A 24,638-nucleotide genomic window follows, 5' to 3' on the forward strand; every position below is an offset into this window, starting at 1 on the left:
TCTCTAGTATGAGAAAGGGGACCCCCGGTTATACGCCTTTTTCCTGACGAGGATTTCATTGAAAAAAAGACAAAAAACCCGCGGCGGGAGCCGCGGGCGGGGCGTTGCAAATTCGGCTTCAGGAGGAAGCCCGGTTGTTCATTTGGTACTGTTCCAGGCTCGTCAGCACTTCGCGCGGTTTGCTTCCTTCGTAAGGGCCGACGATGCCTTTGGCTTCCATATAGTCGATCAGCCTCGCCGCGCGCGTATAGCCGATTCGCATGCGCCGCTGAAGGAGCGAGACGGAAGCTTGCTTTGCCTCGAGGACGATCGAAACCGCCTGGTCGAACAGCTCGTCGGCGACCTCCTGGGCTTCGCTTTCCGATTCTTCTCCGACCTCGGGCACGAGCTCCTCGTCGTATTCGGCTTCCGCCTGGCCGCGGACATGGGAGACGACGGCCTCCACCTCGGAATCCGACAGAAACGCGCCCTGCACCCGGATCGGCTTCGACGATCCCATCGGGAGAAACAGCATGTCTCCCCGTCCGAGCAGCTTTTCCGCGCCGACCATGTCCAGGATCGTCCGCGAATCGACCTGCGACGAGACGCCGAACGCGATCCGGCTCGGAATGTTCGCCTTGATGACGCCGGTAATGACGTCGACCGAAGGGCGCTGCGTGGCGATGATGAGATGGATGCCGGCGGCGCGGGCCATCTGCGCCAGCCGCATGATGGCGTCCTCCACGTCGCCGGCGGCGACCATCATCAAATCGGCGAGCTCGTCCACGATGACGACGTAGTACGGAAGCACGCCGTCGGGATTGCCTCCGTTCGTCATCAGCGTGTTGTAGCCCTCGATGTTGCGGGTGCCGGACTTGGAAAACTTCTCGTATCTCTTTTCCATTTCGACGACGACTTTTTTGAGCGCGAGCGCCGCCCTGCGCGGATCGGTGACGACCGGCGCGAGCAAGTGCGGAATGCCGTTGTACACGTTCAGCTCGACCATTTTCGGGTCGATCATCAAAAACTTCACTTCGTCGGGCTTCGCCTTGTACAGGATGCTGGCGATGATCCCGTTGATGCATACCGATTTGCCCGAACCCGTCGCGCCGGCGACGAGCAAATGGGGCATTCGCGCCAGGTTGCCGACGATCGGGGTGCCGGAAATGTCGCGGCCGAAGGCAATCGACAGCCTGCTCTGCGCGTCCCGAAATTCCTGCGTTTCCAGCACTTCGCGCAGCGTGACGACGCTCACTTCCGAATTCGGCACCTCGATGCCGATCGCGGATTTGCCCGGAATCGGCGCCTCCATGCGGATATCCTTGGCGGCAAGCGCCAGCGCGATGTCGTCCGTCAAATTGACGATGCGGCTGACTTTGACGCCTACGTCCGGCTGCAGCTCGTAGCGGGTAACGGCCGGGCCGCGCGCGACGTCCAGCACTTTCGCCCTGACGCCGAAGCTTTCCAGCGTGGCTTCGAGCTTGCGGGCGGTGTCGCGCGTATCCGCCGAGCTGCCGCCCCTTCCGCCGCCCTGCGGCTTGTTCAGCAGATGAAGAGGCGGGATGCGGTACGGCTTTTTCGGTTTATGTATCGGTTTCGGCGCCGCGGCTCCGGCCTCTCCCGCCGAATTCCCCGATCCTTCCGCCGCCGCTTGCGAGCCTTGGTCGGCCTCTTCGGGCGAAGGCGTCATGATTTCGCCGGTTTCGGGATCGATCGGCGGATAAGCTTCGTCTTCCGAAACGTACGCTTTCTCCCCGAAGGAGCCGAGGCGGTCGTTTTCGCCTTCTTCGTACCGTTCCTCGTCGTACGAATCCTGCATCCAGGCCGGACTTTCCGCGTCCTCGCCGTCCTCGTCGTCCCAGCGATCGTCTTCCGCGGGCATCGGCTCCCGGACGGCGTTCGGAACCGGCTCCTGCTTGAACGCAGGCTCCCCGTCCGAAAACAGGCGGCTTACGGATTCGTCGGGCTCGCGCGCGGACGAGGAGTTTCGTTTCGCGTGGATATTGACTTTCGGACCGGCGGCCGGATACACGATCGGCTCGTCGTCCTCCTCCGCGTCGAACGCCTCCTTGTCCTCTCCCCGTGAAACACTTGAAAAAACACCGATTTCTTTCCTTGCTTCGGTTCGAGCGGCGGCTCGCCGTCAAGCGGATCTTCCGCCATCGCCATCGGGACGGCCGGTTTCTTTTTCTTCTCTTTGACCGGAACGGCTTTGGCGCGCAGCGCCTTCGCTCCGGACGAGAAGCGGGTCGCCAGCCGCGGAGCGATCCGCTGCAGGAACGTTTTGACGGCTTTCAGCATGTCCACGTAGGAACGGTTCGTGACCAGCATGATCGCGATGGCGAATTCGATCAGCAGGACGAACTTCGAGCCGTAATAGCCGAACAGCCAGTACAGGATCGAATATTGCAAGGCGCCAAGCAAGCCCCCGCCGACATCCTTTTCCCAAATGCGGACTTCGGGCTCGATCGGGGCTTGCCAAATTTGCTCGTACAGCTGGCTCATCGACTGGCTCATAATCGTCGAGGGACTGACCGCGTCCAGCGGATCGAGCCGGGCGTCGACGAAGCCCATCGCGCTCCAGAGCGCAAAAGCGAGCGACAGGAGCACGACCCCGGTACGCCGGGACGTCCAGCCCTTCGGCCACTTTCGCTTGATCATGACATGCAAACCCAGCCAAATGCCGACGAGGGCGATCAAAAAATAAAACTGCCCAAGCAAATAGGCGAACAGCTTGGACAAGGAACGCCCTCCCGCCGCTTCTCCGTACAGAGCGATGACCGAGAGCGTAATCAGGACGATGCCGTAAATTTCGTACTTTAAGGTCGCTCCGAACGAGGCCTTCTTGCGTTTGCGCTTGGCCAAGTTTGCCACCTCCCGGTACACCATTATATCACAGTTGTCCGGAGGTTTCAGTCGTACCGGAGAAGGAACCTTCCGTTTGCTTGCCCGCGGCGCCCGCGCCGAAATGGATCGTTTGGCCCGGCGCGAGCTCCGGTCTCAAGTAAGCGTCGAGCGGAGCCGACACGAGCCGCACGATTCGCCCGATGCCGGGGGCGACCGGGGCGACAAGCATCGTCATTCCGCCGAACGCCACCTCCACCATAGGTTCGCGGACGCTGTCGAATCCTTCGAGCACCCGCTCGGCCGGCATGCACGTATACAGAATCACTGCACCGCCCCTCCTTCCTGCTGCCGCAGGGCGATGTTTTCCGCGATCCGGCGCTTCAATTCCTTCAACGCGCTGCCGATGCCGCCGATTTCGTCGATCAGGCCGTTGCGCACCGCCTCGGTTCCGACGATCGTCGTCCCGATATCCCGCGTCAGCTCCCCCGTTCTGAACATCAGCTCTTTGAACGTTTCTTCCGGTATCCGGGAATGCTTCGTGACGAAGCGGACGACGCGCTCCTGCATTTTTTCCAAATATTCGAACGTTTGCGGAACTCCGATAATAAGGCCGTTCAGCCGGATCGGATGAATCGTCATCGTCGCCGTTTCCGCAATGAACGTGTAATCGGCCGACACGGCGATCGGCACTCCGATCGAATGGCCGCCGCCGAGCACGACGGCTACTTTAGGCTTCGACAGGGACGCGATCATTTCGGCGATGGCCAATCCCGCCTCCACGTCTCCCCCGACCGTATTCAGCACGATCAAAATGCCTTCGATTTTGGGGCTTTGTTCCGCTGCGACGAGTTGCGGAATGATATGCTCGTATTTCGTCGTCTTGTTTTGCGGCGGCAGCATCAGATGTCCCTCCACCTGTCCGATGATGGTCAGGCAAAAGACGTTCGATTCGGGAGCGGGCACCGTCGTTTGCCCGAGCTGCACGACGTTGTCGACCGGTTGAGGCGGACGGTTCTCCGGGCCCGGGACGGGCTGTTCGGCCTTCGTTTCCGCCGTTTCATTCTGGCTCATAGCTTGCCTCCTTAAGCCGCGCAGTCAGGCGCGGCTTGACATAGTATGGGCTTAAGGAAACCGAATATGCGGGGAAAAACGCGCAAATCCCCTTGCCTTGGTAGGCAAGGGGATGTGTGGTTTGAGTGTGGGTCACGCGTCCATTATACTTCCATAATGATCGGGAGAATCATCGGTCTTCTTCTTGTTTGTTCATACAGGAAACGTCCGAGCGCTTCCTTGACGTTCGTTTTGAGCGATGCCCATTCGTTTACGTTTTCGTTCATCAGCTTTTGCAGCGTGCCGGAAACGATTCGATTCGCTTCCTCGAGCAAGCCTTCGGATTCCCGGACGTAGACGAAGCCGCGGGAAATGATATCCGGGCCCGACAGAATCGAGCCGTCCTGCTTGGACAACGTAACGACGACGACGAGAATGCCATCCTGGGACAAAAGCTTGCGGTCGCGAAGGACGATATTGCCTACGTCGCCTACCCCGAGACCGTCGATCAGGACGTTGCCCGAAGGAATTTTCGCGCCTTTCCGCGCCGCGCCGTTCTGGATTTCGACCGTATCCCCGATATCGAGCAGGAAGATGTTCTCCTTCTCGATGCCGACCGATTCGCCGAGCAAGGCGTGATGCTTCAGCATCCGGTACTCCCCGTGAACCGGGATGAAATATTTCGGGCGAATGAGGTTGAGCATCAGCTTCAGCTCTTCCTGGCTGCCGTGGCCGGATACGTGCACGCCGGATACGGAGCCGGGCCCGTAAATGACGGACGCGCCCAAACGCATCAGTTCGTCGACCGTGCGGCCGACATATTTCTCGTTCCCCGGGATCGGCGTCGCCGAGATGACGACGGTGTCTCCCGGCATGATATCCACTTTGCGGTGGGTGGAGCGGGCCATGCGGGTCAAGGCGGACATCGGTTCGCCCTGGCTGCCGGTCGACAAAATGACGACGCGGTCCGCCGGCAGCTTGTTCACCTCTTCCGGTTCGATCAGCATGCCTTCCGGAATTTCCAGATAGCCGAGCTCCGAAGCGATCGAAACGACGTTGACCATGCTTCTTCCGATGACGGCCATTTTCCGGCGGGTTTCCATCGCCGCGTTGATCACCTGCTGAATCCGGTGCACGTTCGAGGCGAAGGTCGCCACGACGACGCGCTGTTTGGATCTGCGGAAAATTTCCTCCAGTTCCTTGCCGATGCTGCTCTCCGACGGCGTAAACCCCGGACGTTCCGCATTCGTGCTGTCCGACAGCAGCGCGACGACGCCGCGGTTGCCGATTTCGGCCATCCGTTGCAGATCCGCATATTGCCCGTTAACCGGCGTATGGTCGAACTTGAAGTCTCCGGTGTGGACGACGACGCCCTCCGGCGTATCGAGACACACGCCGACCGAATCCGGAATGCTGTGATTCGTCCGGAAAAAGCTCGCCTTGATCGTGCCGAACTGCAATTCGGATTCCGCGGTGATGACATGGCGCTTGGTTTCTCCCAGCAAGCCGGCTTCCTTCAGCTTGTTCTCGACGAGCCCCAACGTAAGCCGCGTCCCGTAGATCGGGATATTCAAATGCTTCAGGACGTACGGCAAGCCGCCGATATGGTCTTCGTGTCCGTGAGTAAGCAGGATCGCCCGCACTTTGTCGCGATTCTCGGTCAAGTACGAAATATCCGGTATGACGACATCGATGCCCAGCATTTCCTCTTCGGGAAATTTCAGGCCCGCATCGACGATGACGATGTCGTTTCCGTGCTGGATGCCGTACATGTTTTTGCCGATTTCGCCGACGCCGCCCAGTGCGAAAATAAGTAATTTGTCTTGGTTGTTCTTCTTAGACAAGTCTGGTACCTCCTACGTTAAGTCGACGATCCCGCTCATTATGGAATTGTCAAGTTGCAAAAAATTAATAGCCGCACCCATTCACTCACCAATATTATACATGATGCGATTTGAGGAATTCAAGGCAGCTTCTTCGCCCGATAATCCTGTCGGCTCCTATTGTTCCCTCAAGCCGCTTTGCCGATGCTTCCTCTTTCGCGACGGCTCGGATTCTCGTCCGGCTCCTCGGTTACCCCCCGATCAGCCGATCAGCTTGCGGATAAAATCCAGTTCCGGGTCGGTCACGTCGACGAGCGGAAGCCTTACGCCGCCGACCGGCAGCCCCTTCATTCGGAGCGCCGCCTTGACCGCGACCGGATTCGGCACCGGATGAGGACAATGGAACAATCCCTTGAATACCGGGTAGCAGCTGGCGTTGATTTTCGCCGCGTCGGCCGTGCGGCCTTCCGTGTAGGCTTCGATCAGCCGCTTCATCTCGGCCCCGATAATGTGGCTGGCCACGCTGATGATGCCGTAGCCGCCTACTGCAAGAGCCGGAAGCGTCACCGCGTCGTCTCCGCTGTATACGACGAACGATTCCGGCGCGCCGGCGACGATTTCGGTCATTTGCTCCACGGAAGCGCATTCCTTCGTGGCGACGATGTTCTGGATTTGGGCCAGCCGAAGCGTCGTCTCCGTCGACAGGCTGACGCCTGTCCGTCCGGGAACGTTATAGAGCACGACGGGAAGCGAGGTCGCTTCCGCAATCGCCTTGAAGTGCCGGTACATGCCTTCCTGGCTCGGCTTGTTATAATACGGGGCGACGAGCAGGACGCCGTCGACTCCCGCTTGCTCCGCCATTTTCGTGAGATGAATCGAATGGCGCGTATCGTTGCTGCCCGTTCCGGCGATAATCTTGCAGCGGCCCGCCGCGCGCTCGACGGCGAAGCGGAACAGGTCTTCCTTTTCCCGATCGGTCAACGTCGGGGACTCTCCCGTCGTTCCGCAGACGACTAGGCTGTCCGATTTCTGCTCCTCGATGAGATAATCGATCAGGCTGCCCGCAACCTCCCAATCGATTTCCAGTTGTTCGTCGAACGGCGTCACCATCGCCGTAATTAACCGACCAAAGCACATATTGCTTTTTCCTCCTCCGGTTTGCGGTAAAAAATCGGCCTCGGTCCGCATTCGTCCAAAAGGCGGAAACGCCGGCGCTCAAGAAACGAGATGCAGACCGAAAACCGTATGCAGCGCTTGCAGGGCAAGAGCCATATCTTCTTCAGCCACCAACACCCAAATCGTCGTATTGGAGTCTGCAGATTGCAAAATTGGGATGCTTTCTTCCGTCAACGCTTCCACGATGCGCGCCATGACGCCGGGTTCGCCGTTCATGCCGCCGCCGATCACCGCCACTTTGGCGCAATCGGGCCGGATTTTGGGCGAGAAGCCCATGTCCCCGAGCAAACGCTTCGCGCGTTCGCTGTCCGAACCGGCGACGGTATACACGACGGCCGCCGGCGTCACGTTGATAAAATCGACGCTGATGCCGTTCGCCGCCATCGCCCGGAAAATGCGGACCTGTACATCCGGAGGACTGTTCAGCGTCTCGATCGACAGCTGGGTCACCCCGCGCACGTGGGCCAGTCCGGTAACGGTCCTGTCGCTCCAATCCTTCCGGCCGCGCACCTGGTCGGCATGGGTGACGAGCGTCCCTTCCCCGTCGGAAAAAGTCGAGCGGACCCGAATGGGGATGCCCGCTCGCATGGCGATTTCCACGGCACGGGGATGAATGACTTTGGCTCCATTATAGGCCATATTGCAAATTTCGTCATAGCTTACAACGGAAAGCTGTCTCGCCTGCGCGACCAGCCGCGGATCGGCGGTCAGGATCCCTTCGACATCCGTATAAATGTCGACGACGGACGCGGAAAGCGCGGCGCCGATCGCCGTCGCCGTCGTATCGCTGCCGCCGCGCCCGAGCGTCGTGGTTTCGCCGTCCTCGGTTATCCCTTGAAAGCCCGCGACGATGACGACGCGGCCGTCGTGCAGATGCCGGAACATCGCGGACGGATCGATCCGCTCGATTCGGGCCGCGCCGAACCGTCCATCCGTCAAAATGCCCGCCTGCCCGCCGGTCAGCACCGTGCTCGAAATGCCCGACGCGTTAAGCAAACTACACAAAGTCGCCGCGGAAATAATCTCTCCGCAGCTTAGCAAAAGGTCCTTTTCCCGCTTCGGAAGCGCGTCCCCGTTGCGGCCGATCCAGTCGAGCAGCGTATCGGTCGCGTAAGGCTCTCCTTTGCGGCCCATGGCGGAAACGACGACGACAAGCTGCTTGCCGTCCGCCCGTTCCCGCAATATATGGCGGAGGACGTTGCGTCGACCTTCCTCGTCTGACAGCGACGTCCCTCCGAATTTTTGCACCATGATCATGACGCAAACCTTCCTCCGTCACCAGAATGGGAATGCCGCGAGCTGGCGAAGGCGAGCTGAGTCCGACAAATGGCGCGTATTAAATTCATTTCAAGCATACAGGAAACGCTCGATCAGCATAGGCTGCAGCTGCTTCCCCTGCAAAGCCGCCTCGCATGCTTCCATGGCAAGATCCATTCGCGCCACTAGCGAATTCGGCTTCGTCTGCGGATTGTCCTGCCCGAACGGAACGAAATAGATGTTCTTCGCCACGAGCAGTTTCGCGATATTGGCAGCGTTGAGCCCCAGGCCGTCGTTTGTCGAAATCGCCAAAACGACGGGACGGCCGTTGCGCATCTGCGCCTTGGCCGCCATCAGCACGGGGCTGTCGGTCATTGCGTTTGCCAGTTTGCTCGTCGTGTTGCCCGTGCAAGGCGAGATCAGCAAAACGTCGATCCGCTTGCTCGGACCGAGCGGCTCCGCATCCACGATGGAAGCGATCAGCTCGTTTCCGGTTATGTTCCGTAATTCCGTCTGCCAGTGCTCCGACGTTCCGAATCTCGTATCGGTCGTCATAATCGACGGAGACAAGATCGGAACGACATTCGCCCCCGCGTCGATGAAACGCTGGATTTGCGGGACGACTTCCGGCAACGTGCAATGAGATCCGGTCAATGCGTAACCTAACGTGATTCCCTGCCAATTCATGGCTGCTCCCCCCGTAGTCGGCTGTCCTCCAGAATCATCTGGATTAGCCCGTTCGCGATAATGCGTCCGGCCGTTTTCGGAGCCACGATTCCCGGCAATCCCGGAGCCAGCAGCGCTTTGACGCCGCGCTTCTCGGCGAAACGGAAATCGGTTCCGCCGGGCTTCGATGCCAGATCGATAATCACGGAATGCAGGGGGAGTCGGGAGATCACCTGCGCTGTGATTATCATATTCGGAATTGTATTAAAAATCAAGTCGCAGCCTTCGGCCTGGCGGGCCAGATCGCTTACGTGAAAAGGCTCGAACCCCATCTCGAAAGCCCGGGCGAACGTCTCCTCGCGACGGACGCCGGCTTTGACTTTGGCCCCCACTCCTTGCAGCGTCCTCGCCATCGTCAGCCCGGTCCGGCCCAGACCGAGCACGATGCAGGAGGAGCCGTGAATCGTAATGTCGGTATTTTGAATCGCCATCATCAAGGCGCCTTCCGCCGTCGGAATCGAATTGTAAATGGCCACGTCGTCCCGTTCGAACAGTTCGACCAGGCCGATTCGGTGCTTTTCGCACAATTTTCGCAAAAAAGGCTTTGCCATCCCGGCATAAACTTTGCTCCGATCCGGCAATTCCTCCAAATAGGCGTCGGACAGCTTCATTTCCCGATCGGTAAAAATCGCCGCGATCGTGCCGTCGTCTTCGGTACCGACCGCGGGCAGCAGCAAAGCGTCGGCCGTCTTCAGCAGTTCCGGCGTCCAATCCGCTTTGGAGACTCCCGGAAACGGCGTATCCAGCCTGTCAAATCCGGCGATCGAAACGGTCGCGTCGAGCTCCGTCAGTTTTTGGATCACTTCCAGCTGCCTCGCGTCTCCGCCTGCCAGAACGACGTGCACACCCGTAAGCATGCCGCCTCCCTCCTTCCGCTTTCCTTCACACAAGACATCATATGCAGCCGCCTAAAGCCGGGTGCCTGAGGACGGAGAGAGCCGGAACGTTTCGCGGATAAGCAAAAAACCTTCCGATCCGCCTGCGGCGAACGAGAAGGTTTTCGTTTCGTTTTCGGTCGCGTTCAACGTCCGCGGAATTTTTGCACGTGGGCGCGGGCGGCGTCCACGTTCTCGACCCGGTTGCGGCTCCATTCGAGCAAAATCCGGTCGATATACCGGAAATGCAGCTTGCCCGCGAACACGGCTTCCTTGAGCGCGAACAAAATCAATTCGGCCGGATAGCCGTCCTGATCGATCCAGTTCGCGATCGTTTCGCACTCCATCGGAGTAAGCGGCCGGCCGAATTCCTGCTCGAATACGCTGAACAGGTCGGTCTGGGCGCGCCCGTTGACCGGCACGCCCGGGAAAGCTTCCGGCAAGCTCCCGGACGGCCGCGCTTCCTCCGGCCGCTCCTGTTCCGATCCGGCTCTCGGCGGCAGTTCCCCGTCCGCGAGCAACTCGCCGATCCGGCGAAACAGCCCTGCCAGGTTGTAACGCTCCGATTGGACCCCGGTCAACGGGTCGATTACCTCGTCGATGCCGACATAGCCGAGCCGCATCAGCTTTTGCATCGTTTTCCCGGCTTCCGCCTGGGAAATGCCGAGACGTTGCTGAAGCTGCTCCATCGTCGGAAAATCGTTTTGCTCCAATTGCCGGTAGGCCAGCAACTGGATCACCAGCATGCATTCCGTATCGGTCAAGTTCAGAACCCGGTAGCTTCGCAACAACGCGTACGGCAAGCTTACCGCTCCGTCCATATAAGCTTCCGCCAGCCCGAGGGCCAGCGCAGCGCGTTCGCTCATTCAAGCCTTCTCCTCTCCGAACGTATGCCGTGCCGACGCGGCCTTACTCCTTGGCTTCGGCGGCCGTTTTCTGTACGAGACGGTACGTGTCCCGCGCGATAAGCAGCTCCTCGTTGGTCGGCACGACGAGCGCTTCTACCTTGGAACCGTCCTTCGTGATTCGGCGAGCCTGGCTCGAGCGGACTTTATTGCGCTCCTCGTCGAGCTCCAGGCCGAGAAACGTCAAGCCTTCGCAAACTTTTTTGCGGAGGATGTCGGAATTTTCCCCGACTCCGGCCGTAAACAGAACCGCGTCCAGGCCGTTCATCGCCGCGGCGTATGCGCCGATGTATTTGCGGATGCGGTAGGCGTACATATCGAACGCAAGCTTGGCGGATTCGTTCCCTTCGCTCATCGCCTGGACCACTTCGCGCATGTCGCTGCTGACGCCGGATACGGCGAGCAAGCCGCTGTGCTTATTGAGCATCGAATTGACTTCGTTCAGCGTAAGATCTTCTTTATTGATCGTAAACGGAACGATGGCCGGATCCAAATCCCCGCTCCGCGTTCCCATCATCAGCCCCTCGAGCGGCGTCATGCCCATGCTCGTATCGTACGACTTGCCGTGCAGAATCGCGGTGCAGCTGGCCCCGTTTCCGATATGGCAGCTGACGAGCTTCAAGCTTTCGAGCGGACGCTCCAAAAATTCGGCGGCCATCTTGCTGACGTAATCGTGCGATGTTCCGTGAAAGCCGTAGCGGCGAATTTTGTGTTTGCGGTACAGCACGGTCGGAATCGCGTACAAGTACGAGGTCGCCGGCATCGTCTGATGGAAAGCCGTATCGAACACGACCGCCTGCGGAATGTCCGGCAGATTGGCTTCCACCGCGACGATCCCCATCATGTGGGCCGGATTGTGCAGCGGAGCCAAATCGAACAGCTTGCGGATTTCGAGCTTGACGTTCGAATCGATCAGCACGGACTCGTGGAACGTTTCGCCGCCGTGAACGACCCGGTGCCCGACGGCCTGAATCTCGCCCACGTTGCTCAATACGCCGAACTTGCGATGCGTCAGCATGTCGAGCACCTTCCGGACGGCAACCGTATGCTCTAAAATTTCGCTGACTTCCCGCACTTCCGGCTGCCCTTCCACTTCATGCGTCAGAATCGAGGAATCCATCCCGATTCTTTCGACGAGTCCTTTCGCCAAAACCGACTCTTTCGACATGTCGTAAAGCTGATATTTCAACGAAGAGCTTCCGGCGTTAATGACAAGGATGTTCATAGTATCCGGTCACCGTCCTTATCGTAAGTAAAAAAACCGGTGCCCGTCTTCACGCCGAGCTGTCCCGCCCGCACTTTCTTTTTCAGCAAAATCGAAGGGCGATACTTGAGCTCGCCGTATTCGCGAAACATCCGGTCCAGCGCCGCGAGCACCGAATCGAGCCCGAAGCGGTCGGCCATCTCCAGCGGGCCGTGCTGGAACTGATAGCCGATCCGCATCGCGCTGTCGATATCCTCGGCCGAAGCGACCCCTTCCTCCAGCAAATGCAGCGCTTCGTTAATAAGAAGACAAATGAGCCGGGTCGTGACGAAACCGGGAGACTCGTAAACCATGACCCCTTTTTTGTTCAATACGTTTTCGATAAAATCTTTGGTCTTCCGGTACGTGTCGTCGGACGTTTGCAAACCGAGAATGATTTCCACGACGTCGACGCGAATGGCCGGATAGACGAAGTGCATGCCGATGACCCGCTCCGGGCGGCGCGTCGCTCCGGCGAGCTCCGTCAGGCTAAGCGTAGACGTGTTGCTCGCCATGACCGTTTCTTCCGGCAAAATGCCGTCGAGCTGCGCGAACACGGCGCGTTTGCTCTCCAAATCCTCGCTGATTGTTTCGATGATCAGGTCGCAATCGGCCAGGTGTTCCAATGAAGGCTCCGTATGTATGCGATTCAGGATCAATTTTTTCTCGGCTTGCGTAATGGCCCAGCGCTCGATTTGCCGGTCCAGGCTCATTTCGATTCCGTTCAGCGCGTTTTGCAGGCGCTCGGGCGTTTTTTCCGCCAAATGGACGTCCAATCCTTTGGCGGCGAGCATTTCCGCGATGCTCTGGCCCATCGTACCGGCTCCAACCACTCCAACGTTGCGAAACATAACGTATGTCCCTCCAACCGATCCGCGTAACTTTCTCTCTGTTCGCTTGCGAATTCTATACTATCTTAACATACCAGGGGTGCAGCCGAAACCGACGATCTCGTGGCAATTCCGTTAACCGCTTTGTCACAAATCAACGGATTTTCCCGGCCAGCTTGCCAAGTTCGTTCAGAAACGCTTCATTATCTTCCTCGCTGCCGACGGAAATTCGCGCATAATCGGGAAATCCCCAGCCCCGGCCGGAGCGGATGACGATGCCCCGCTTCATCAATTCCTCGTAAATCGCGTCCGCCTCTGGCCCGAACCGAACCCAAACGAAATTGCTCATGCTCGGAACGAAGGAAATGCCAAGGGCCTCGAACCCGGCGTACAACTGCCTGCGCCCGGCCCCGTTCGCCGCGATCGAAGCCTGTACGAACGCTTCGTCCCCGAGCGCTGCGACCGCCGCGGCTTGAGCCAGCGCGTTGACGTTGAACGGTTCTTTCACCTGGAGCAGCGTACGGATCACGTCCGCGGGAGCGGCGCCGAAGCCGATGCGGATGCCGGCAAGGCCGTAAATTTTCGAAAAAGTTTGCAGCACGATGACCGGAAAGCCTTCTTTGACGAATTCCAGTCCGTTCGTATAGTCCGGCGCGTCGGCGAATGGATGGTAAGCCGCATCGAGGACAACCAGCACCCGGGGCGGAAGCTTTGCCAGCAAGTCGCGCAGCCGGTCTTTTTTCAAATAAGTGCCCGTCGGATTGCTGGGCGAACATAAATAAACGATTTTCGTTTTATCCGTTACGGCGGCGAGCAGCCGATCGATGTCGTACTGCCAATGTTCGTCCAACGGTACCTTGACCGTATTCGCCTCCATCAACGTCGCGCCGAATTCGTACTCGCTGAACACCGGCTGCGGAACGACGATTTCGTCGCCCGGATTCAAGTAAGCCTCGGAAACGAGCGTAATGAGCTCGTCTCCGCCGTTCGAAACGATCAGGCATTCTTTCTCCAGGCCGTAATGGGACGAGAGCTCCTCGACGAGCGCCGAGGCCCGATTGTCCGGGTAACGGTGAATTTCCGGCAGCATTCGCCGGATAGCCTCGAGCGCCTTCGGGGAAGGACCGAGCGGGTTTTCGTTCGAGGCCAGCTTGATGACTTTTTCCAATCCGTATTCTTTTTGCACTTCCCAAATCGGTTTGCCCGGCGTGTACGGAGTCATGCGCTTCAGCGTTTCGCGCGCCGCGATTGCGTGTTTTTGCAAAATAGTTCATCCTCTCTGTCGCTTTAATACTTCAATCATACGATACATTAATACTTTAATTTAGTAAAGTTAATTTCGAAATATCAAACAGCGACAGCCAAGGATACGAAAATAAAATCCCAAACTGTCGCCGAACTCATATTTTCCTTTTGTTTTACAAATCAAAGGGACGAAAAAAATGGCTCTGCCCTAAAGGCAAAGCCATTCATTCCAGGCACAAATTCGCGAGCGTCCTCCCCCTTGCACAAGCGGCGACTTCGCCAAGCTCCGCCTCCGCCGCCGAGTTTCGGTTCAGCTCCGATCCGGCGCGCCGCCGTCTGCGAGAATGTCCGCCACCCGCTGCTTCCAGGACTCCACGTAGCTTTCCGACGCCGCCCACTGCACCATGACGACGGATTCCGTCGGCGCGAGCGCAAGAGTCACGGACTGACCGCTTTTCTGCTTGTAAGGATAAACGTCGATTTCGTTCGGCAGCACGACGGCGAGCACATCCTCCCGCGGAGAGGTAAAGGCGTCTTCGGCCTTCGGCTCGATTTGCCGAATCTGCTCCCAGGACAGCGCAAGCTCGTCGCTCTGAACGACTGTTTCCGGCAGCGCGACGGCGATTTCCTCGGAGGTGTCGGCATCGACCGGACGGAGCGACTCCGATCCGGCGAATCCGACCGCTACCCATTGCCCGGGCTCCCTGACGATCGACCATTGCACCGTGCGCGATATGGCCGGCTCTTTTTCCGCGGTCGGCACGCTTTGCGCCACGTCTTCGAATGCGGCAAACGGTTCGAGACTCGGCTCGAATACGGTTTGCAAATTCGCTGTCAGCTGCTCCACGTTTTTGACGAAGAAATATTCGTCCGCTTCCGCGTCCCGTTCGGGCGAAAGCACCCGCTTCGACAGCGATACGTACTGATTGCCGGCGTACAGAAGTTTCTCCACGACGGCTTCCCTGGCCGTTACGGGCGAAGCGATCCGCTCCGAAGCGGCCTTTCCTTCCGCCTTGTAAGCTCGCAGCAGCTGCGAATCCGAACCCTCTGCGGGTTGAATCGCTTCGATTTTCCAAAAATCCTGTCTGTACGGCATCAGAATGCCGTCTCCCTCCGCCACGACTTCCAGCTTGTTTTCCTCCGGCGCGACGAGCACGGTCCGGTATGAGCTGGCGCCATCTCCGTTCTCGTCGTTGCGAATGCCGATCAACAGCGCGGAGGCAATCGTTTCGTTATTCGCCGCCAACGCTTCGACGGGTTCGCCGGAAGCGCTGACGGAAGCGGTCGGCGAGGCTTGGTCGACGCTGCGCAAATCGGAGCCGTTCCACAGTCCGATCCCCGCGGCGACGAGAACGACCGCGGCCAAAGCCGCGCCTGCGCCCTTCCACCCGAAACGAATTCCTTCCTTCCGGTTGCGCGCGGGGCCGTCCAGCCGTTCCTCGATACGGCGCCGCAAACGTTCGTCAAAGCCGTGCCTTCTCAGCGGATCGCCAGCCAACTGTTGTTCGAGCTCTTTATCGATCAGATCCATGGCCAAGTCGTCCCTTCATCTTCGATAGTTTCCGGCGGGCGTGGAACATGCGCGATTTTACCGTTCCTTCGGTAACGCCGAGCATGTCCGCGATTTCCTTCAGCGACATTTGATGATGAGCGTATAAAATAAGGACTTCGCGATATTTGACGGGAAGCTCCAGCACGAGCTTCCATATTTCGCTGGAGGCCAGCTGTTCGAGCGCATCGTGCTCGGCGGATAACCGGACGCCGGCGGAATCGCCGATCCGGTCCGTGAGCGTCACCTTCCGCAGGAAAGCCGACCGCTTGAAATCGATCGCCGTATTGCGCGTAATGGTGAGCAGCCACGTCTTGACGGACGAATCGCTGCGGAAGGCGTGCAGGTTTTTGTATACTTTGATGAAAACTTCCTGCGTGATATCGTCCGCCATATCCCATTTTCGCGTAATGCTGAAGGCGTAGTTCCATACTTCCTTGCCGTAAGCGCTCATCAGCTCGTTCAACAGCGCTTTGCGGTCCTCGGATTCGGTCATGTATTTTAAATAATCGAAATTCGCTTCGGAGTTCAAGCCTTCCACCTCTTTATTCGACGATCCGGCAAGCGCACAAGTTTAAAGATTTCATAAAAAAGATCGCTGCCCGGCAAAAACGGCTTCGCCGCCCTGTGGGACAAGGAAAGTCCTTTTAAAAACGGGCCCGTTCGAACCTTTTACTATGCTAACATATTTCAGGTCCGGTTTCTTCTTTATCATCGAAAAAGCAGAAAGGGACGCCCCTCCGGTCTCGATGACCTTTTGGGACGCCCCTTGCCAGGCGTCAGGCTGCCTGCTTCAACTGCTCTCTCAACTGCTCGCCGGAGAGCGTTTCCTCCCGAATCAGCACGGCCAGCAGCCGCTTGAACGTTTCAAGATGGCCGCGGAGCAGCTCGCGAGTCCGTTCGGTCAGCTCTCCGAGAATGACCGCGTTCTCCTGCGACCATTGCTCCGTCGTCACGGCTTGCGGGTGGACGATGCCGAGCCCCGACATGCCGGATTCGATCAATGTGCGGACGATGTTCGTCGCCTGCTCGAAATCGCCTTTCGAGCCCGTGCTCCGGCCTCCGTAATTCAACTCTTCGGCAACGGCGCCGCCGAGCGCGATCATAATCTGATCCTCGAGCGTTTCTTTCGTGTACAAATAGCTGTCCTTCGCCGGATGATGGCGGACGTAGCCGAGCGCGCCGCCCCTCGGCGTCAGCGACACCTGCGCCACGCTGCCGGGACGCACCGTTTCGGCCACGATGGCGTGACCGAGCTCGTGAATCGCCACGCGCTCGCGTTCCTCGCGCGTCGTTTCGCGGTCCATCCGCTCGCCCATCATCACCTTGTCGATCGCTTTGCCGAAATGAGCAGCTTCCAGCTTCTCGCTCTCTTCTCTCATCGCGTAGATCGCCGCCTCGTTCATGACGCTTTCCAGCTGCGCGCCGGAAAAGCCGAACGTCTCCTCGGCGATTTTGGCGAGCGACACTTCCCCGGCAATCGGCTTGTTGCGGGCGTGCAGCCGCAAAATGTGCTCGCGCCCTTTACGGTCCGGCATATCGACCTGAATATGCCGGTCGAACCGCCCCGGCCGGAGCAGCGCGGGATCGAGCAGCTCCTTGCGGTTGGTCGCAGCGATGAGCAGAACCCGCGGCTTTTCGTCGCCCTGAATGCCGTCCATCTCCGTCAGCAGCTGATTGAGCGTCTGGTCGTATTCCCGCTGCTGCCCGCCGTCGCGCTTGCCGCCGATGCCGTCGATCTCGTCGATGAAGATGATCGCGGATTCCCGCTTCCGTTTGGCCGCAAGCCGTCTCGCTTCCTGGAACAAGTCCCGGATGCGCCCCGCGCCGACCCCGACGTACATCTCGACGAATTCGCTGCCCGAAGCGGACATGAACGCCGAATGCGTGTGCTGCGCGGCCGCCTTGGCGAGCAGCGTTTTGCCCGTGCCGGGGGACCGGTCAGCAAAATGCCCTTCAGCGGGCGAATGCCCAGCTTTTCGACCTGCTCGCTTCGCACGAGAAATTCGAGCGCTTCGACCAATTCTCGTTTGGCTTGCTCCTGCCCGCCGATATCGTCGAACGTCAGCGCCTCCGGCTCGCGCGCGGGCGTCTTGCGCGTCGCCGCCCCCATCGCCACGCCTCCGCGCCCTTTCGCGACCAGCATCAGCCCGCCGACGAGACAAACGCCCATCAGCAGCGGCAGCGCGGGAATCCCCGCGTAGATCAAAAAGACGACAAGCACGGGCAAAAAGCCGAGCGCGATTTCTTTTCCGTAATTTCGCAAATTACGCATTCGGCCACACCCCAAACTTGGCCGGCTGGCGAGGCAGGATGACGAATTTCGCGTCGTCTCCGCTGCGAAGCGTAATATAAACGTTGTTGTCGTCCATTTCGGTAGCCGTTTCGAGATTCGGATATCGTTCCGCCAACGACGCCATCGCGTCGCGAACGTCCGAATACTGCCCTTTATCCATCGCTTCGGCGACGTCGAACAGCGCCTGGCTCCAAATATGCTCCAGATCGTCGTTCGTTCCGCCGTCCACGACGAATTGCAGCGTCTTCGACCCGATCGACGATGCGCCCTGCTCGGTCACCTTTTTGTACACCTCGGCCAAATTCGCGTCCGCGGCCAGGCCGACCTTGAGCGTAACGTCGTTTCCGCTCATGCTCGACTCGGCGGACTCCACGCCCGGCACCGATTCCGCGATCCGGTCCAAAGGCTGCTCCACCCCGTAGTGCCGGTAACCGTACCAACCGCCAAACAACAAAACCGCGGACAACGCGGCCGTCGTGACCGTCGGTCCTATTTTCAATTTCATGCCGCAATGTCCTCCTTGCTCTTATTTTTATGATCATCGGATATACCATTTGTACATCAATGAGTATATCATATTTCGATAGATTCATCGTCAGCTAATCGTTGGCAGCGATCCCAGCCGAACGCGCAAAAAAAGCCTTCGGGCTCCTCGATAAGAGCCTGAAGGCTTTGCGTGCGGCGCGTTTCTTCGTTCGGAACGTTTCAACCGGCCGTGCGGCCCGGCAGTTCGTACGTTTTCAGCTTGGCACCGTCCTCGAACGCGTAAAAATCGATCGCCTGCCGTTCCGTCTCCGGATCGGCAACATAACGGATTTCCCAAGCCGGCCGATCCTGAAACCAGCCGGGAAGGATGCGGACGATTTTCGCGCCGGGACGCTCGGAAGCGAACCGCTGCTCGGCCTGGTCCTGCGACAAGCCGTTGGCCAGGGCATCGTTCGCCGCCCCCGACTCCCGCACCCATACGATCCGGGCGACGCCTTCCGCGTCCTTGCCGATGACGACCCAAACCGTTTCCTCCCAAACATGCTTGACGGCCGAATCGATCGAAGTCAGGCCCGCTTCCGTTTTGGCGAGTTCGATCGCTTCCGCCTCGTCCCTGCGGTAATCGGCATCGGCGTTGCGGACCGTCATCACGAGCAGAAGCAGGAGCAGGAGAACGAAGCTTACGGTCAGCACGATCCAGCGAAGCGGCGAGATCCGGGCCGATCTCCGGTAATGGTCGCTGCGGCTCACCGTCACGCACGCAGCCTTTCGAAGCAGCGCTGCGCCTCGCGGCGAATCCGTTCGACGTCGAGCGTGAGCAGCTCCCGATTGCGCATCAGCTGGCGGCCGTCCACCCACATATGGGCGACGTCGGCGCCGGAAGCGGCGTAAACGAGATGGGAAACGTAATCGGTAGCCGGAACGAAGTGAGCCTTTTCGATGGATACGGCGATGAAATCCGCTTTAAGTCCCGGCTTCAGCATGCCCGTTACCCCTTCGAGCCCGATCGCCTTCGCGCCGTACGACGTGCCAAGGCGAAGCGCCTCCGCGGCGGGAACGACCGTCGGCACCTTCGAGACGCCTTTGTGAAGAAGCGCGGCCATCCGGATCTCTTCGAAAAGGTCGAGATTGTTGTTGCTTGCGGCCCCGTCGGTGCCGAGCGATACCGTCACCCCGGCCCGCAGCAGCTCCGGAACGCGGGCGACGCCGCTGGCCAGCTTCAAATTGCTTACCGGGTTGTGCGACACCGCCACGTTGCGATTAGCGAGCAGCGCGATTTCCTCGTCGGTCAGATGCACGGCGTGGGCGACGAGAGCAGGCCGCGAAAACAGGCCGAGACGGTCCAGATGCTCGACCGGACGAACGCCGTAGTCGCGGACGTTTTGCTCGACTTCCGCTTCGGTCTCGGACATGTGCGTATGTAGCGGAAGTCCGAGTTCGTGAGCGGCGGCGACGATCTTTTCAATGTAATCCGGCGGGCAGGTATATGGCGCATGCGGAGACATCATCACCTGAATCCGGCCGTCCGCTTCTCCGTGCCAATCTTTGGCGAACCCGACGGCGTTGTCCAGCTTGGCCTGCTGAACGTCGGGAGGGCACAGTCCGATCACGCCCCGCGTAAGACTAGCCCGCAGCCCGGAATCCCTGACGACTTCCGCCACCCGGTCCATGTGGTCGTACATGTCCACGAACGTCGTCGTGCCGCTCAAAATCATTTCCGCCGCGGCCAGCGAAGTGCCCCAGTAAACGTCGTCGCCCGTGAATTTCGCTTCCATCGGCCACATATGATTTTGCAGCCAGTCCTGCAAATTCAGGTCGTCCGCGAGCCCTCGAAGCAGCGTCATCGCCGCGTGGCCGTGCGTGTTGATGAGACCGGGCATAAAAAGATGGCCGCGTCCGTCGATCGTCTCTTCCGCCGTCCGTTTTTCCTCCTCCGGCGCGGCTCCGTCGCCGATCGCCGCGATCGCGGTTCCTTCGACCGCCATCCAGCCGTTCACGACCGGCCGCTGCGGATCCATCGTAATCAAAATGGCGTTCTCGATCAGCCAACGTTTCATGGTTCACGATTCCCCTCATCGGTTTGATTTTCTTCGTCGCGGTTCATGTAATATGCCAGGCTGAACAGATCCGCGGTAAAATCGGACTGATGCAGCCGCGTGTCGGGCGGCGTGCGAATGACGGTCGGGGCGAAATTGAGGATGCCCCGGATGCCGGCGGCGACGAACTGGTCGGCGACGTTTTGCGCCTCGGACGCCGGCACCGTAATGATGCCGATCGTAATATTTTTCTCCTTGACGGTTTCGTTTAATTTTTCCATCGGGAGAATCGTCAAATTGTTGATCGTCTTTCCGATTTGCGAAGGCTCGCGGTCGAAAACGGCGGTGATTTTCATGTTTTCTTTCAAATACATATTGTAATTGCAAAGCGCCCGTCCGAGATTGCCCGTTCCGACAAGGGCGACGAAAAGCGGCCGGTCGAGCTTCAAAATGTGGCGGATTTTTTCGATCAAATATGGAACGTTATACCCGACTCCCTTGCGGCCGAAGTCGCCGAAATAAGCGAGGTCTTTGCGAATTTGGGCCGGATTGAGGTCCAGCTTTTCGCCCAAATCCTGCGACGACACCGTCTGAACGTCGCTTCTGTGCAGTTCGTCCAAATAGCGCAAGTAGATCGGCAAGCGCCGGACGACGACTTCGGAAATTTTATCCTGCTTCATCCGATTCCCCCCTGTCTGCTTATGATAGAATGACCGCTATTCGTGCGCCTGCCCGAGCCAATCGCGGATTCGCCCGACAAGCCCGGAGGCCGGCAAATGCTCCATTTTCGGCCCGGGCAGCGAATATAAAAAGTGCTTGCCGTAATTCGTTTCCAGCACGCGCGTATCGTACAGGATGACAATGCCTTTGTCGCTGGTCGTCCGGACGAGACGGCCGAACCCTTGCTTGAACCGGATGACCGCCTGGGGCAGCGACAGCTTCATGAACGGATTTTTCCGTTCGGCCGCCAGGCGCTCCGATTTGGCCTCGGCTACCGGATGGTTCGGCGGCTGGAAGGGGAGCCTTACGATCGCGAGGCACGTCAGCGCGTCTCCCGGGATGTCGACGCCCTCCCAGAAGCTGCTCGTGCCCAGCAGCACGGACGAGGGCTGCTCCCGGAACTGCCGGGTCAGGCCGCTGCGGCTGCTGCCGTCGATCCCTTGCCCGAGCACTTCGATGCCGGCGGGAGCCAGCAGATCCTTCAGCGGGCCGTGCACCGCTTTAAGCATCCGGTACGAAGTGAAAAGAACGAGCATGCGGCCGCCCGTCGCGCGGGCGACGTCCGCCAGCGAACCGATCAGCGCCTCGGTGAACCGATCCTCCCCGTCGCGCCCCCGGATGTTCGGAAAATCGCGGGGAATGAGCACGAGCGATTGCTCCCGGTAGTTGAACGGGGACGGAAGCTGGGCCGTCATCAGCTTTCCGGCTTTGTCCGCTTGCGTCAAGCCGAGCTGCTCGGTGACGTAATGAAACGATTTGTCGACGGTCAGCGTGGCGGAAGTCATCACGACGCTCGATTTGCGGTCGAAAATGTATTCCTTCAACTTTCCGCTGACGTCGGCCGGAACGCCGTACATCGAGACGGACCGGCTGCGGTATTGCGTTTGCCCTTCAAGCCAGTATACGAAATCCGGATCCGCAAGCGTGACGAACGATTGCAGCTCCGCCTTCACGGCCGCCAAATCCTTGACCGCGCCGTTCAGGTCGGTGAGCAGGCTTTGGAGCGGAAGCTCGTCCGCCCGTTCCCGAATGTCCGGGAGCATTTTTTCGAGCGGTTTGATCAAATCCGACAGCAGCTGAATGACATTGCGGCCGTCGGTCTGGGCCGCCTCCCACTCGTCGGGGAGCTGATCCGGCTTGATCCGGTACGACAAGCTTCCCGTCTCGTCGGAGGCCGAAAGCTTCGCCAGCATGGCAAACAGGCGATCCGTCCAGCGCTCCCAGCTTTCGCGAATGTCCTGAATTTTCGGAACGGCCTCTTCCAGTTTTTCCGTCCAGGCTTGGGCGTCTTTGTCCGGATCGGAAGCGAGCTGCCCGATCAGCTGCGGGAGCAATCCCGTCCGGGCGTCCTTCATGAGCCGGTATAACGGATTTTGCAGCGAGCCGTAAGCCGTTTTCTGGCCGAGATGGTGGCTCGCCACTTCCTCCAGATGATGGGCCTCGTCCACGATCAGCTGGCTGTACGCGGGGAGAAGCCGGTTTTCCGCGCGCAGGTCGGTAAACAGCATCGCGTGATTCGTAATGATCAAATCCGCTTTGCCGGCCTCGTTGCGCGACCGGTGGTAAAAGCATTTGCGAAACCACGGGCAGCTTCGATTCAGGCAGGAATCCGCGTCGCTCGCGACTGCGGTCCACTCGTCTTTCGCGCGGCCGTTCAAATTCAGCTCCTCCGCCTCGCCGCGTTCGGTATCCGCCAGCCAGACCGTCATCTGAGCGCGGACGACCGCTTCTTCCTTGCTCATGGCGTATTCGGGAATTTGCAGCTGCTGTTCGAATTTGCGCAGGCATAAATAATTGCTTCGGCCCTTGAAGACGGCCGCCTTGAACGGCACCGGAAGCACCTGCTGCAAAAGCGGCAAATCCCGTTGGCGCAGCTGCTCCTGCAATTGGATCGTATGGGTGCTGACCATGATTTTTTTTGATTCTTTCAATCCATAATAGAGAGCAGGAATCAAATATCCGAGCGATTTTCCGGTGCCGGTTCCCGCCTCGACGAGCAGGTGGGCGTCTTTTTCCAAGGCGTCCAGCACTTGCCCGAACATGATTTCCTGGCCGGTTCTGGGCTCGTAAGTCGGCAGCAGTTCGCGAAGCTTGCCCTGAATCGCTTCCAAAAATCCGGCAAAGCCCGCTTCCTCGGCAAGGCCGGTCGCCCGCTCCGCATTTTCGGACTCCGGTTCGGCTTTTCCCGTTTCGTCGTCGAGCCAATCCTTTACGCGAAGCGCGAATTGCCGGTAATATTCGTACTCTTGTTCGTCCGGGGCGAAAACGGCCTCCCTCGCGGCGGCGATTTCGGCCAGCAGCCAGCCGGTATCGCTTTGCTCGCGATCGAACAGCGCGGCCACCCTTTGCAGCGTCAGAAGCGGAATCGACTTCAACCGTTCCAGGCAGCGCACGAACAAGTCCGCCGTAGCCGAAGCGTCGCTGTCCGCTTGATGGGGGCGATCGTGATTCAATTCCAGTTGAAGCGTCAACGCGGAAAGCCGGTACGAAGGCATCGTGGGGAAAGCGATTTTGGCCAGGTCGAGCGTGTCGAGCATTCTTCCGGAAAAAGGCAAATAGCCGCATCGATCGAGAGCGGCTTGCAAAAAAGCGGCGTCGAAGCCGACGTTGTGCGCGACCAATACCGCATCCTCGAGCAGCGGCACGATTTGCGGCAGCGCCTCGTCGATTCCCGGAGCGTCGGCAACGAGCGCGTCGTCGATCCCGGTCAGCCGGCTGATCCATTCCGGAATCGGCTTTTCCGGCTTTACGAGGGAGGAAAAGGTCCGCAGGACCTTCCCCGCCTCGTCGATCACCACGATGCCGGCCTGGATGATTTCGTCTTTATCGGATGAAGTTCCCGTCGTTTCAAAATCGAGAACGGCAAAGTTCATGCCTGACTTCCTTTCGGTGGCTTTAAGCCGATTCGCAAAACAACTCGCCCGGTTTTCAAGCCTGAACGAGGGCGTGCAATTCCCCGCAGCCGAATTGAAGCTCCAGTTGACCCGAATGGCTTTGGCACGATTCCAGATTGCGGCGCGGCTCTTCGAACGAAGGGTCCGACTCCACCGCTTTGGCAAAATAAAGCTGCGCCTGCTGCAAATTCGCATGGACGGCCTGAACGCAGCCGAGCGCATTATAGGCGACGGCCCTCAGCTTCGCATTGTCGGCAATGGCCGCCACGAGCTGAAAATGGCGCTGCGCTTCGTTGAACTGCTGCAAGTACATGCGGCACATCGCCAGCAGCACCCGCGCGCCGATCAGCTCGGGACGCAGGATCAGCGTTTCCTCGAAGCAGCTTGCGCCTTTGTCGTACATCTGCAGCTTGAAATAACCTTGCCCCATGACGAAGGGCTCGCAAATGTCCGCGTGGGCGGCCGAAGCCGCGGCCTGTTCCTTCAGTTCCCGGTAAACCGCCATTTTGTCCTCGAATTGCAGCCATGATTCAATCATATCATCACTGAGCGACTTTAACACGTCCCATTGCTGATCCAGGCTTTTCTTTTCGGCGACGGAAGCTTGCGGATAACGGCGAATAAGTTCGTCAAGCGTTTCGTTCAAGGCTTCAAACCATTGTCGAATCATTTTCGTCCCCTCCTGCCGCAATCGGGTTTCA

19 protein-coding genes and 2 pseudogenes are annotated in these 24,638 nt (G+C 59.0%); all 21 read right to left on the reverse strand.

Features of this window, described 5'->3' with window-relative positions:
• Positions 1 to 118: 118 nt before the first annotated feature.
• Positions 119 to 2,844: pseudogene (locus JW799_RS28980) on the reverse strand (FtsK/SpoIIIE family DNA translocase).
• Between the two features lie 28 nt (positions 2,845 to 2,872).
• The gene (locus tag JW799_RS24195) at positions 2,873 to 3,151 is read right to left on the reverse strand and encodes a YlzJ-like family protein (protein ID WP_205432077.1); all 279 of its coding nucleotides are present in this window, start codon (positions 3,149 to 3,151) and stop codon (positions 2,873 to 2,875) included.
• Positions 3,148 to 3,897, reverse strand: a complete 750-nt coding sequence (locus JW799_RS24200; protein ID WP_080838798.1) for a ClpP family protease — start codon at positions 3,895 to 3,897, stop codon at positions 3,148 to 3,150. Before JW799_RS24200 ends, JW799_RS24195 begins: the two co-directional genes overlap by 4 nt.
• A gap of 143 nt (positions 3,898 to 4,040) precedes the next feature.
• Positions 4,041 to 5,720, reverse strand: coding sequence for a ribonuclease J (locus tag JW799_RS24205; RefSeq protein WP_080838797.1), 1,680 nt, complete (start codon positions 5,718 to 5,720; stop codon positions 4,041 to 4,043).
• 240 nt (positions 5,721 to 5,960) lie between these two features.
• Positions 5,961 to 6,836 carry a 4-hydroxy-tetrahydrodipicolinate synthase gene (gene dapA / locus JW799_RS24210; protein ID WP_205432079.1) on the reverse strand — a complete coding sequence of 292 codons (876 nt, stop codon included), beginning with the start codon at positions 6,834 to 6,836 and terminating at the stop codon, positions 5,961 to 5,963.
• A 78-nt stretch (positions 6,837 to 6,914) separates the two neighbouring features.
• Entirely contained in the window at positions 6,915 to 8,132 is a 1,218-nt protein-coding gene (dapG, locus tag JW799_RS24215; protein ID WP_080838793.1) for an aspartate kinase, read from the reverse strand.
• Positions 8,133 to 8,222: 90 nt separating this feature from the next.
• Positions 8,223 to 8,819, reverse strand: coding sequence for a dipicolinate synthase subunit B (locus tag JW799_RS24220; protein ID WP_080838791.1), 597 nt, complete (start codon positions 8,817 to 8,819; stop codon positions 8,223 to 8,225).
• Complete coding sequence (gene dpsA / locus JW799_RS24225) at positions 8,816 to 9,715, reverse strand: dipicolinate synthase subunit DpsA (RefSeq protein WP_080838789.1); 900 nt, start codon at positions 9,713 to 9,715, stop codon at positions 8,816 to 8,818. The genes JW799_RS24220 and dpsA overlap by 4 nt, the downstream gene beginning before the upstream one ends.
• A 164-nt stretch (positions 9,716 to 9,879) precedes the next feature.
• Positions 9,880 to 10,599, reverse strand: a complete 720-nt coding sequence (locus JW799_RS24230; protein ID WP_080838787.1) for a DnaD domain-containing protein — start codon at positions 10,597 to 10,599, stop codon at positions 9,880 to 9,882.
• 43 nt (positions 10,600 to 10,642) lie between these two features.
• The gene (locus JW799_RS24235) at positions 10,643 to 11,863 is read right to left on the reverse strand and encodes an acetate kinase (RefSeq protein ID WP_080838785.1); all 1,221 of its coding nucleotides are present in this window, start codon (positions 11,861 to 11,863) and stop codon (positions 10,643 to 10,645) included.
• Positions 11,860 to 12,732, reverse strand: coding sequence for a 3-hydroxyacyl-CoA dehydrogenase family protein (locus JW799_RS24240; RefSeq protein ID WP_080838784.1), 873 nt, complete (start codon positions 12,730 to 12,732; stop codon positions 11,860 to 11,862). Before JW799_RS24240 ends, JW799_RS24235 begins: the two co-directional genes overlap by 4 nt.
• A 133-nt stretch (positions 12,733 to 12,865) precedes the next feature.
• Positions 12,866 to 13,978, reverse strand: coding sequence for a histidinol-phosphate transaminase (hisC, locus tag JW799_RS24245; RefSeq protein WP_420830696.1), 1,113 nt, complete (start codon positions 13,976 to 13,978; stop codon positions 12,866 to 12,868).
• Positions 13,979 to 14,266: 288 nt separating this feature from the next.
• Positions 14,267 to 15,487, reverse strand: a complete 1,221-nt coding sequence (locus JW799_RS24250; RefSeq protein ID WP_205432080.1) for a hypothetical protein — start codon at positions 15,485 to 15,487, stop codon at positions 14,267 to 14,269.
• Positions 15,471 to 16,037, reverse strand: coding sequence for an RNA polymerase sigma factor (locus tag JW799_RS24255; protein ID WP_176220849.1), 567 nt, complete (start codon positions 16,035 to 16,037; stop codon positions 15,471 to 15,473). The genes JW799_RS24250 and JW799_RS24255 overlap by 17 nt, the downstream gene beginning before the upstream one ends.
• Before the next feature lie 247 nt (positions 16,038 to 16,284).
• Positions 16,285 to 17,771: pseudogene (locus JW799_RS24260) on the reverse strand (AAA family ATPase).
• Position 17,772: 1 nt separating this feature from the next.
• A complete protein-coding gene (locus JW799_RS24265) occupies positions 17,773 to 18,306 on the reverse strand; it encodes a hypothetical protein (RefSeq protein ID WP_080838777.1) in 534 nt (177 codons plus the stop codon).
• Positions 18,307 to 18,506: 200 nt separating this feature from the next.
• Positions 18,507 to 19,043 carry a cell wall elongation regulator TseB-like domain-containing protein gene (locus JW799_RS24270; protein WP_080838775.1) on the reverse strand — a complete coding sequence of 179 codons (537 nt, stop codon included), beginning with the start codon at positions 19,041 to 19,043 and terminating at the stop codon, positions 18,507 to 18,509.
• Positions 19,040 to 20,344 carry an amidohydrolase gene (locus JW799_RS24275; RefSeq protein WP_205432081.1) on the reverse strand — a complete coding sequence of 435 codons (1,305 nt, stop codon included), beginning with the start codon at positions 20,342 to 20,344 and terminating at the stop codon, positions 19,040 to 19,042. The genes JW799_RS24270 and JW799_RS24275 overlap by 4 nt, the downstream gene beginning before the upstream one ends.
• Positions 20,341 to 21,003 carry a redox-sensing transcriptional repressor Rex gene (locus tag JW799_RS24280; protein ID WP_080838771.1) on the reverse strand — a complete coding sequence of 221 codons (663 nt, stop codon included), beginning with the start codon at positions 21,001 to 21,003 and terminating at the stop codon, positions 20,341 to 20,343. Before JW799_RS24280 ends, JW799_RS24275 begins: the two co-directional genes overlap by 4 nt.
• A 36-nt stretch (positions 21,004 to 21,039) precedes the next feature.
• A complete protein-coding gene (dinG, locus tag JW799_RS24285) occupies positions 21,040 to 23,916 on the reverse strand; it encodes an ATP-dependent DNA helicase DinG (RefSeq protein WP_080838769.1) in 2,877 nt (958 codons plus the stop codon).
• 55 nt (positions 23,917 to 23,971) lie between these two features.
• Positions 23,972 to 24,607: a tetratricopeptide repeat protein gene (locus tag JW799_RS24290; protein ID WP_080838768.1), complete on the reverse strand. Its 636-nt coding sequence runs from the start codon at positions 24,605 to 24,607 to the stop codon at positions 23,972 to 23,974.
• Between the last annotated feature and the right edge of the window lie 31 nt (positions 24,608 to 24,638).

Origin of the sequence: Cohnella algarum (genome assembly GCF_016937515.1) — a bacterium.
Lineage (GTDB): Bacteria > Bacillota > Bacilli > Paenibacillales > Paenibacillaceae > Cohnella > Cohnella algarum.